We start from the raw sequence: 10714 nt of genomic DNA, 5'->3' as shown, positions 1-10714 counted from the left end.
GGTTACATTCCGAACCCGGAAGCTAAGCCTTACAGCGCCGATGGTACTGCAGGGGGGACCCTGTGGGAGAGTAGGACGCCGCCGAACAAATATTGATAAGGGTTGGACCCCGAACTTCGGTTCGGGGTCCAACCCTTTTTTGTTCTGTGTCACTTGAAGTTCACGTTGCGCAATCACCATCCGAGCATGGGTACTGCTGCAATGCTCAGGGCCGCAGGCGTCGGACTCGGTGACGAGGTCGTCGTGCCGGCGTTCGGGAACGTGGAAGTCGCCGAGGCCGTCACCCTGGCGGGTGGCCTGCCGGTGTTCGCCGACATAGATCCGGTGACCTACTGCCTCGACGCGTCCGCTGTCGAAGCGGCCGTAACTCCGCGTACGGCGGCGATAGTTGTCGTACATCGATTCGGTCGGTCCGCCGATGTCGGGCGGTTGCTCGGGGTTGGGCAGCAGCATGGGCTGCTGGTGTTGCAGCAGGGGGAGTCCGAGGCGCCGTACGACGAGGTGGCTCAGCGGCGGGAGCGGGCCGCCTATCTTGATGCGAAGTTGCGTGGAGTGCGGACGCCCGATGGTGGGGACGGGCACACCTACCAGCAGTACATCGTGCGGGTGCCGGGGAACGGGCGGCCCGATCGCGATGCCTTCGCTCGGGCCGTGCGGGGCAGGGGAGTTGACTGCCGGGTGCCGGTGAAGACGCCTGTGCATCGGCTGCCGGAGTTCCGGCGGTGTGTGGCTCTGCCGGAGACCGAGCGGGCCTCGGACGAGACGCTCGCGCTGCCGGTGGACGCGTCGCTGACGAAGCGGGAGATGCAGCGGATCGTTTCTGCGTGCAATGCGCTCGGGGGACTGTTGCAGCCCGCTTTCTGATCGAGTCGGGGTCGGGCGACGGTGGTTGGGCACACGGGCCTGTTCGGGGTATGATTCTTTTCGTTGCCGCGGGGGAAACCCCGGGAAAGTGACAGGCCCTCTTAGCTCAGTCGGTAGAGCGTCTCCATGGTAAGGAGAAGGTCAACGGTTCGATTCCGTTAGAGGGCTCCAGTACATCAGAAGGCCCCGCCCAATTGGGCGGGGCCTTCTGTGTGTTCGGGGTCAGTCCTTCTGGAGGCCCGGGACGCGCATCGCGAGGATCGCCATGTCGTCGGACGGGGCGTCCGACGCGAAGCGTTCGACCGCGCGCATGATGCGGGCCGCCACCGCGCCGGCCGTGAGACCCGTACAGGTCGTGAGGACGTCGGTGAGGCCGTCGTCGCCCAGCATGCGGGTGCCCTCGCGGCGTTCCGTGACGCCGTCCGTGACGCACAGGAGGACGTCGCCGGGGTCGAGGGTGACCGTCTGCTCGTAGAGCTCCAGGTCGTCCATGACGCCGAGCAGAGGCTGGGGTTCGGCAGCCGGTTCGACCGTGCCGTCCTGGCGCAGGCGGAGCGGGAGCGGGTGGCCGGCGCAGACCACCTTCAGCTTGGCGCTGCCGTCCTCCTGGGGCCACAACTCGCCGTAGAGGAGGGTCAGGAAGCGGCTGCGGGCTCCCTCGTCGAGGATCGCGGAGTTGAGGCGCTGGAGGACCGCGGGGCCGCTGAAGCCCTCCCTGGCGAGCAGGCGGAGGGCGTGGCGGGCCAGGCCGGTGACCGCGGCCGCCTCGGGTCCTGTGCCGCAGACGTCGCCGATGGCGAAACCGTAGACGCCGTCGCGGATGGGGAAGAGGTCGTAGAAGTCGCCGCCTACTTCGTTGCCCTCGCCGGCCGCGCGGTAGATGACCTCGACCTCTACGCCCTCGATGTGCGGGAGGTCGGGGGGCAGGAGGCTGCGCTGGAGGGACTGGCTGATGGCCGTGCGCTCCGAGTACAGGCGGGCGTTGTCGAGGGCGAGGGCGGCTCGGCGGCTCAGGTCCTCGGCCAGTTCGAGGATTTCCTGGCGGAAGTGTTCGTCGGTGGGCTTGCCGAGGGTCAGCATGCCGATGACGCGGTTGCGGGCGACCAGGGGGAGGACCACTGTTTCGCCGCCGACTGCCGAGGCCGTAGCGAGAGTTGGGCCGATGCCCGAGCTGACGCGGCGGGTCGGTTCGCCGAGGCCGAGGCTGCGCATGGAGGTGCGCAGGGCGGCCTGGTGGGCGGCCTCGGCGGGGGCGGCCCAGACGCGGGCGCCGGGGGTGGGGACCGGGTCCGGAGGGGCGATCTTCGAGAGCAACGACTTGATGCCGTCGATGAGTTCCTCGTCCTCGTGCAGGACGTACGAGAGGTACGGATCCGAGGACTGGTCGGCGATCGTGTAGACCGCGCACCAGGTGGCGAGGGTCGGGACCGTCATCTGGGCCATCAGGGCCAGGGTCTGGTCGCGGTCCAGGGTGCCCGCGAGAAGGTCCGAGGCTTCCACGAGGAAGCTGAGGGAGCCGCGGCGGAGGCGTTCCAGTTCGCCCAGGCGGGCCGATTCGACCGCCAACGCGATGCGGTCGGCGGCGAATTGGAGGCGCAGCGCTTCTTCGTTCGAGTATCTGTTGGGGCCTTCGGCGGCGACTCCGAGGGAGCCCGTGAGGCGGCCCTCCACCTTCAGGGGGACCGTGACGACCGAGCGCATTCCGGTGCCGCTGAGGAGCGGTACGGCGCCCGGCACGGCGACGAGGTCCTCGTGGACGGCCGGCATGCGGGCGGAGCCGTAGCGGCCGGGGCCCGCTTCGACGGGCACGCGCGCGAAGCGCTGGCGGGCGGAGGGCAGGCCCGTGGAGGCGCGGACCTCCAACTCCGTTTCGTCGTCGGTCGCGAGGAGGAGGAAGGCGGAGTCTCCGTCGAGCATGTCGCGGGCGCGCTCGACCGTGCGCTGGAGGAGACCGTCGAGGTCGTCCGGCGCGGGGGAGCCGATGAAGACCTCGAAGGGGTCGGTGTTGTGGCCGTCCGGGGTGGACGCCGCGTCGGGGGCGGGGCCGCGCAACGGCGTCTGCAGAACCGCGCGTTCGTGGTCCCTCACCAGGAGGCACACGGTTGACGGCTCGCCGTCCGTGTCGCGGACGCGGAGGTGGGAGGCGTAGACCGGGGTCACGCGGCCGTCGGCGCCGCGGATGCCGTAGGTGCCCTCCCAGCGGGAGAGGCGGAGGGCCTCGGCGATGCCGGTGCTGGTGCCCGGGGTGTGCGGCCAGGCGGCGAGGTCGGTCAGGGGCTTGCCGGTGACCTGCTCGGGGGCGTAGCCGAAGAGTTCCTCGGCGTCCTCGTTCCAGGACGCGATGGAGCCCGTACGGTCGATCTGGACGACCGCGACGCGGACCCTGCCGTCGGCGAGGGGGAGCAGGGCGGCAGGCAGGGACGGGCCGGCCGTGCGGGTGCCCACCGGGCGTGCGGGGAGGTCGAGTTGGAACCAGACCAGTTTCTTGGTGGGGGTGTAGTCGACGCCCCAGCGGCTGGCCAGGGCGGCGCACAACTGGAGGCCGCGACCACCCTCGCGGTCGGGGCTGCTCATGGTGATCGCGGCCCCCTGGAGGGGGATTTCGCGCTCCGGGTAGTGATCGGCGACTTCGATCCTCACACCGTCGTCACTCCGTAGGCACAGAACATCCGCAGCTGTGCCCGCGTGGACCACGGCGTTGGTCACCAGCTCGCTGGTGAGGACCACGGCGTCGTCGACGATGTCGGCGAAGCCCCAGCCCTGAAGGGTGTCGCGGACGAAGGACCGCGCGGTGGCGACCGATCGTCCGACGGGCTCGAAGCTGGCGGCCGCGCGCGCGGTGATCACAGAACTCCTCGGCCTGTTGTCGGCGGGCAGGTCACCATGGCCGATCGGCGTCTGCCGGGGCACCGGCTGGTTTCCGGTCGGCGGGGGATCCTGGGGCGTTCCCCCAGGATGCAGTCCGGTGGTCATGGTGCGGTGCCCCTCCGATGCCTGCCCGCTCGTGCTCGTGCCACCGCCCAGGCCGGACGGAACCGGCGCGGCTGGACAGCCGCATGCAAGGTTACTTACCTTCACCGTCCATGCGGATGCCGGTCCGCAGTGTTTCCGTCCAGAGGGTGTGCGGACGATGTGCGAAGCTGCCGAACTGTTATGGCCTGGTTCAGGCAGGGTGAAACACTGGGCAGGATTCTGGAGAAGGTCCGGGCAGGCTGGGTGTCTTCTGTGTACGGCGGACGGCATGCCTTGTTGAAGCCCGGTAAACCGGGCAGAGATACGCGGCAGTAACTGATACGCCGAGCAGTAGCACCTCAGCACAGCAGCAACGGTCGACCCCTGCGGGAGGGACACAGTGGAGTCTGGCGCAGCGACGCGGGCCACCAAGACGCGCGCGAAAGGCGGACAGTCCCTGAAGAACCAGCGCAAACCGCGCAATGGGACCACAGAAGTGGACGCGGCCTCCTTGGACCGTCTGCTGACGGCTCTCGTCGCCATGCGGGACGGGAACTTCCGCAAGCGGCTCACGGTGTCCGGCGACGGCGTGATGTCGGAGATCGCCGCCGTGTTCAACGAGGTGGCCGACCGCAATCTGCATCTCACGGGTGAGCTGTCCCGGGTGCGGCGCGTGGTGGGCCGTGAGGGAAAGCTCACGGAGCGGCTGGAGACGGGCGCCTGCGAGGGTTCCTGGGCCTCGGCCATCGACGCCTCCAACGCCCTCGTGGACGACCTCGTACGGCCCGTCTCCGAGGTCGGACGGGTGCTGTCCGCGGTGGCGGAGGGTGATCTGTCGCCGCGCATGGAGCTGCGGACGCAGGCGCCGGACGGGACCGGGCATCCGTTGCGCGGGGAGTTCCTGAAGGTCGGGCGGACCGTCAACAACCTGGTCGACCAGCTGTCGACGTTCACCGACGAGGTCACGCGCGTGGCCAGTGAGGTGGGCACCGAGGGCAAGCTGGGCGGGCAGGCACGCGTGCGTGGCATGTCCGGCTCCTGGAAGGACCTCACGGAGTCCGTCAACACGATGGCGTACCGGCTGACGGCCCAGGTGCGGGACATCGCGCTGGTGACCACGGCGGTCGCCAAGGGTGACCTGTCGCGGAAGGTCACGGTCCATGTCGCCGGCGAGATGCTGGAGCTCAAGAACACCGTCAACACGATGGTGGACCAGCTGTCGTCGTTCTCCTCCGAGGTGACGCGAGTCGCGCGCGAGGTGGGCACCGAGGGCGAGTTGGGCGGCCAGGCGCAGGTGCCGGGTGTGGCCGGGGTGTGGAAGGACCTCACCGACTCGGTGAACATCATGGCCGGCAACCTGACGGCCCAGGTGCGCGGGATCGCCCAGGTGACGACGGCCGTCGCCAACGGTGACCTGTCGCAGAAGGTGACCGTGTCGGCGCGGGGCGAGGTCGCCCAGCTCGCCGAGACGATCAACCAGATGACCGAGACGCTGCGCACCTTCGCCGACGAGGTCACGCGCGTGGCCAACGAGGTCGGTGCCGAGGGGCAGCTCGGCGGGCAGGCGAACGTGCCGGGTGCGGCGGGGACGTGGAAGGACCTCACCGACTCGGTGAACACGGTCTTCCGGAACCTGACGATCCAGGTGCGGGACATCGCCGCCGTGACGACCGCCGTGGCGAGCGGTGACCTGTCCCAGAAGGTCACCGTGAACGTGGCCGGCGAGATGCTGGAACTGAAGAACACCGTCAACGGGATGGTCGATCAGCTGTCCTCGTTCGGTGCCGAGGTCACGCGCGTGGCGCGCGAGATCGGTGTCGAGGGTGAACTGGGCGGCCAGGCACAGGTGCCGGGTGCGGCGGGGACGTGGAAGGACCTGACCGACTCGGTCAACACCGCGTTCCGCAACCTCACCGGTCAGGTGCGCAACATCGCGCAGGTGACGACGGCCGTGGCCAACGGCGACCTGTCGCAGAAGGTCACCGTCGATGTCTCCGGCGAGATGCTTCAGTTGAAGAACACCGTCAACACGATGGTCGACCAACTGTCGTCGTTCGCCGACCAGGTGACGCGGATGGCCCGGGACGTGGGCACGGAGGGCCGTCTCGGCGGCCAGGCGCGCGTGGACGGCGTCTCGGGCACCTGGAAGGAACTCACCGACTCCGTCAACTCGATGGCCGGGAACCTGACGTCCCAGGTGCGGAACATCGCCCAGGTGACGACGGCGGTGGCCCAGGGCGACCTGTCCCAGAAGATCGACGTGGACGCGCGCGGCGAGATCCTGGAGCTGAAAAACACCATCAACACGATGGTCGACCAGCTCTCGGCCTTCGCCGACCAGGTGACCCGGGTGGCCCGCGAGGTGGGCACGGAGGGCCGCCTGGGCGGGCAGGCGCAGGTACCCGGCGTCGCCGGCGTGTGGCGCGACCTGACCGACTCCGTGAACGGCATGGCCGGCAACCTCACCGCGCAGGTCCGCAACATCGCGCAGGTCGCGACGGCGGTGGCCCGGGGTGACCTGTCCCAGAAGATCACCGTGGACGCGCGCGGGGAGATCCTGGAGCTGAAGAACACCCTGAACACGATGGTCGACCAGCTCTCCTCGTTCGCCGAGGAGGTCACCAGGGTGGCCCGCGAGGTGGGCACCGAGGGGCAGTTGGGCGGCCAGGCCGAGGTGCAGGGTGTCTCCGGCACCTGGAAGGACCTCACGCAGTCGGTGAACTTCATGGCGAACAACCTGACCATCCAGGTGCGCCAGATCGCCGAGGTCACGACCGCCGTCGCCAAGGGCGACCTGTCGAAGAAGATCACCGTTGACGCCAAGGGCGAGATCCTCGAGCTCGTCACGACGGTCAACACCATGGTCGATCAGCTCTCGTCGTTCGCCGAGCAGGTGACCCGGGTGGCCCGCGAGGTGGGCACGGAGGGCATCCTGGGCGGCCAGGCGCACGTGCCGGGCATCACGGGCATCTGGAAGGACCTCAGCGGCAACGTCAACCTGATGGCCAACAACCTGACCGTGCAGGTGCGGAACATCTCCCAGGTCGCGGCGGCCGTCGCCAACGGCGACCTGACGCGCACGGTGACGATCGAGGCGCGCGGCGAGGTCCAGCAGCTCGCCGACACCTTCAACACCATGGTGAAGACGCTGAGTTCGTTCGCCGACCAGGTCACCAAGGTGGCCCGCGAGGTGGGTACGGACGGCATCCTGGGCGGCCAGGCGCATGTGCCGGGCGTCGCGGGAACCTGGAAGGACCTCACCGACTCGGTGAACGGCATGGCGTCCAACCTGACCGGCCAGGTGCGCAACATCGCGATGGTCACGACGGCCATCGCCAAGGGCGACCTGACCAAGAAGATCGACATCGACGCCCGCGGCGAGATCCTCGAACTCAAGACGACGATCAACACCATGGTCGATCAGCTGTCCAGTTTCGCCGAGGAGGTCACCCGGGTCGCCCGCGAGGTGGGCACGGAAGGCCAGTTGGGCGGCCAGGCACGCGTGCGTGACGTCGACGGCACGTGGCGCGACCTGACCGAGTCGGTGAACGAGATGGCCGGGAACCTGACCCGGCAGGTGCGTGCCATCGCGCGCGTGGCGACCGCGGTGACCAGGGGCGACCTGAACCTGAAGATCGACGTGGACGCGTCCGGGGAGATCCAGGAACTCCAGGACTACATCAACAAGATGATCGCCAACCTGCGTGACACCACGATCGCCAACAAGGAGCAGGACTGGCTCAAGGGCAACCTCGCCCGCATCTCGGCGCTGATGCAGGGCCGTCGCGACCTGGACGACGTGGCCTCGCTGATCATGAGCGAGCTGACGCCGGTGGTCTCGGCGCAGCACGGCGCGTTCTTCCTCGCGCTGCCGCTCGCGGACGTGGAGGGTGAGGACGCGTACGAACTGCGCATGCTCGGGTCGTACGGCTACTCCATGGGCTCCATGCCGACCTCGTTCAGGCCCGGTGAGGCGCTGATCGGGACGGCCGCCCAGGAGCGGCGCACGATCCTCGTGGAGAACGCGCCCAGTGGCTATCTGAAGATCTCCTCGGGGCTCGGGGAGGCGCCGCCCGCGCAGGTGATCGTGCTTCCGGTGCTCTTCGAGGGGAAGGTGCTCGGCATCATCGAGCTGGCCTCCTTCACGCCCTTCACGCACATCCAGAAGGACTTCCTCAACCAGATCGCCGAGATGATCGCGACCAGCGTCAACACCATCTCCGTCAACACCAAGACCGAGGTGCTGCTGAAGCAGTCGCAGGAGCTGACCGAGCAACTCCGGGAGCGCTCGGACGAGTTGGAGAACCGGCAGAAGGCACTCCAGTCGTCCAACGCCGAACTGGAGGAGAAGGCCGAGCTGTTGGCCCAGCAGAACCGCGACATCGAGGTCAAGAACACCGAGATCGAGGAGGCGCGGCAGGTCCTTGAGGAGCGCGCCGAGCAGCTCGCGGTGTCGATGCGCTACAAGAGCGAGTTCCTCGCGAACATGTCGCACGAGCTGCGCACACCGCTCAACTCGCTGCTGATCCTGGCCAAGTTGCTCGCCGACAACGCGGAGGGGAACCTCTCCCCGAAGCAGGTCGAGTTCGCCGAGACGATCCACGGCGCGGGATCCGACCTGCTCCAGTTGATCAACGACATCCTGGATCTGTCGAAGGTCGAGGCGGGCAAGATGGACGTCTCCCCGACGCGGATCGCGCTCGTCCAACTCGTCGACTACGTAGAGGCCACTTTCCGCCCGCTGACCGCGGAGAAGGGCCTCGACCTGTCCGTACGGGTGTCGCCGGAACTGCCCGCCACGCTGCACACCGATGAGCAGCGGCTGCTCCAGGTGCTGCGCAACCTGCTGTCGAACGCGGTGAAGTTCACCGACTCCGGGGCGGTCGAGCTGGTCATCCGGCCGGCCGGCGCGGATGTGCCGGTGGCGATCCGGGAGCAGCTCCTGGAGGCCGGTTCGCTCCGGGACGCGGACGCCGGTCTGATCGCGTTCTCGGTGACCGACACCGGGATCGGGATCGCGGGGAGCAAGATGCGGGTGATCTTCGAGGCGTTCAAGCAGGCGGACGGTACGACCAGCCGCAAGTACGGCGGTACGGGCCTCGGGTTGTCGATCTCCCGGGAGATCGCGCAATTGCTCGGCGGTGAGATCTATGCGCAGAGCGAACCGGGACGTGGCTCGACGTTCACGCTGTATTTGCCGCTGCACCCGAGCGAACTGCCCCCGCAGGGCTACCAGCAGTTGCCCGCGCTGGAGGCGGGCGATCTGGTGGTGTCCGCGGCGGAGCTCGCCGAGCTGTCGGAGCGGAGCGAGGTGGGCTTCGAGACGCCGGCCGAGGTGAAGTCGTACCACGAGACGCAGAACGGTGCCGCCGCGCTCTTCAGGCGCCGCCGCAGGGCCGTCGAGCAGTCCTCCCTGCTGGGGCAGACCGTACGGGACCAGTGGGCGTCCGAGGAGACCGCGCCCCCGTCGCGTCGGGGGATCCGGTTCGACGGGGAGAAGGTGCTGATCGTCGACGACGACATCCGCAACGTCTTCGCGCTGACCAGTGTCCTGGAGCAGCACGGGCTGTCCGTGCTGTACGCGGAGAACGGCCGTGAGGGCATCGAGGTCCTGGAGCAGCACGACGATGTGACGGTAGTTCTGATGGACATCATGATGCCCGAGATGGACGGATACGCGACGACGACGGCGATCCGCAGGATGCCGCAGTTCGCCGGGCTCCCGATCATCGCGCTGACCGCGAAGGCGATGAAGGGCGACCGGGAGAAGGCGATCGAGTCAGGCGCCTCCGACTACGTCACCAAGCCGGTCGATCCCGATCACCTGTTGTCGGTGATGGAGCAGTGGATGCGTCCGGAGTGACGGAAACGACCGGACTCGACGGGAAAGTCGCCGGACTCGACGGGAAAGCGGCGGGGACGGTGCAGGGAACGTTCGGTGGCCACGCGGAGTTGCTGACTCAGTGTGTCCGAAGCCGTGTAGAAGCACGGGATTCGGGGAACCTTCTGGTCTCCCGCTACGTTTCTGCTTCGTGCACAGTGACATCGCGGTGACAGGGTGTGGCGACAGGCGGGGTGCGGCTACCATGACCGGCACAAGGACGGGCGGCGCAAGAGAGTCGTCCCCTGGGGCGGCGCCCGGTGCACATCCGGGTCGAGGAGGGCGGGCCATGGTGCAGAAGGCCAAGATCCTCCTGGTCGATGACCGGCCGGAGAATCTGCTGGCGCTGGAGGCCATCCTCTCTGCGCTCGATCAGACACTGGTTCGGGCATCGTCCGGGGAGGAAGCGCTCAAAGCGCTGCTGACGGACGACTTCGCGGTCATTCTGCTGGACGTCCAGATGCCGGGCATGGACGGTTTCGAAACCGCCGCGCACATCAAGCGACGGGAGCGGACCCGGGACATCCCGATCATCTTCCTCACCGCGATCAACCACGGCCCGCACCACACCTTCCGGGGGTACGCGGCGGGCGCGGTCGACTACATCTCCAAGCCGTTCGACCCATGGGTGCTGCGCGCGAAGGTCTCGGTCTTCGTCGAGCTCTACATGAAGAACTGCCAGCTTCGGGAGCAAGCGGCGCTGCTGCGGCTCCAGTTGGAGGGCGGCGGCAAGCCCGTGGCCGGTGCGGCCAAGGAACCGGCCGGACTGCTCGCCGAACTGTCGGCGCGGCTCGCGGCCGTCGAGGAGCAGGCCGAGGCGCTGTCCAAGCAGCTCGACGACGAGTCTGCGGACGCGGCGGCCGTGGCCACCGCGGCTCATCTCGAACGCAAACTCACCGGGCTGCGCAGGGCGCTCGACGCCCTGGAGCCGGGCACGGGCAGCGGAGCACCTTCGCTGCCGTCGCAGAACTGACGTCCGCCGCGGGCGCAGTTGTGCGTGAGCGGGCGTCAGTTCCC

Annotated in this window: 4 protein-coding genes, 1 tRNA gene and 1 rRNA gene; 5 read left to right on the top strand and 1 reads right to left on the bottom strand. The window is 68.4% G+C overall.

What is annotated here, in order from left to right; translation table 11 throughout:
- The 3 genes from rrf to ACIRRY_RS32335 all read left to right on the top strand — a co-directional run.
- Positions 1-87 (top strand): 5S ribosomal RNA (gene rrf, locus ACIRRY_RS32345); the annotation flags it as partial.
- Between the two features lie 114 nt (positions 88-201).
- A complete protein-coding gene (locus ACIRRY_RS32340) occupies positions 202-864 on the top strand; it encodes a DegT/DnrJ/EryC1/StrS family aminotransferase (protein WP_403979652.1) in 663 nt (220 codons plus the stop codon).
- 95 nt (positions 865-959) lie between these two features.
- Positions 960-1035 (top strand) — tRNA-Thr (locus tag ACIRRY_RS32335).
- 51 nt (positions 1036-1086) lie between these two features.
- Here the strand turns inward: ACIRRY_RS32335 and ACIRRY_RS32330 are convergent.
- Positions 1087-3837, bottom strand: a complete 2751-nt coding sequence (locus tag ACIRRY_RS32330) for a SpoIIE family protein phosphatase (protein ID WP_403979631.1) — start codon at positions 3835-3837, stop codon at positions 1087-1089.
- 379 nt (positions 3838-4216) lie between these two features.
- On the opposite strand from ACIRRY_RS32330, the gene ACIRRY_RS32325 reads away from it, so the two are divergent.
- Positions 4217-9679 (top strand): HAMP domain-containing protein, encoded by a 5463-nt coding sequence (locus tag ACIRRY_RS32325; protein ID WP_403979628.1) that lies wholly within the window; start codon positions 4217-4219, stop codon positions 9677-9679.
- Positions 9680-9986: 307 nt separating this feature from the next.
- Positions 9987-10670: a two-component system response regulator gene (locus ACIRRY_RS32320; protein WP_403979626.1), complete on the top strand. Its 684-nt coding sequence runs from the start codon at positions 9987-9989 to the stop codon at positions 10668-10670.
- Positions 10671-10714 lie beyond the last annotated feature (44 nt).

The organism is Streptomyces sp. NPDC101776 (assembly GCF_044766845.1).
Classification (GTDB): domain Bacteria; phylum Actinomycetota; class Actinomycetes; order Streptomycetales; family Streptomycetaceae; genus Streptomyces.
The sequence above is the reverse complement of the archived record's forward strand: the minus strand, read 5'-3'. Positions and strand labels throughout refer to the sequence as shown.

Coding starts and splice junctions, on each gene's coding strand:
- ACIRRY_RS32330 (WP_403979631.1), bottom strand. CDS start 3,837: ATGACCACCGGACTGCATCCTGGGGGAACGCCCCAGGATCCCCCGCCG.
- ACIRRY_RS32340 (WP_403979652.1), top strand. CDS start 202: ATGCTCAGGGCCGCAGGCGTCGGACTCGGTGACGAGGTCGTCGTGCCG.
- ACIRRY_RS32320 (WP_403979626.1), top strand. CDS start 9,987: ATGGTGCAGAAGGCCAAGATCCTCCTGGTCGATGACCGGCCGGAGAAT.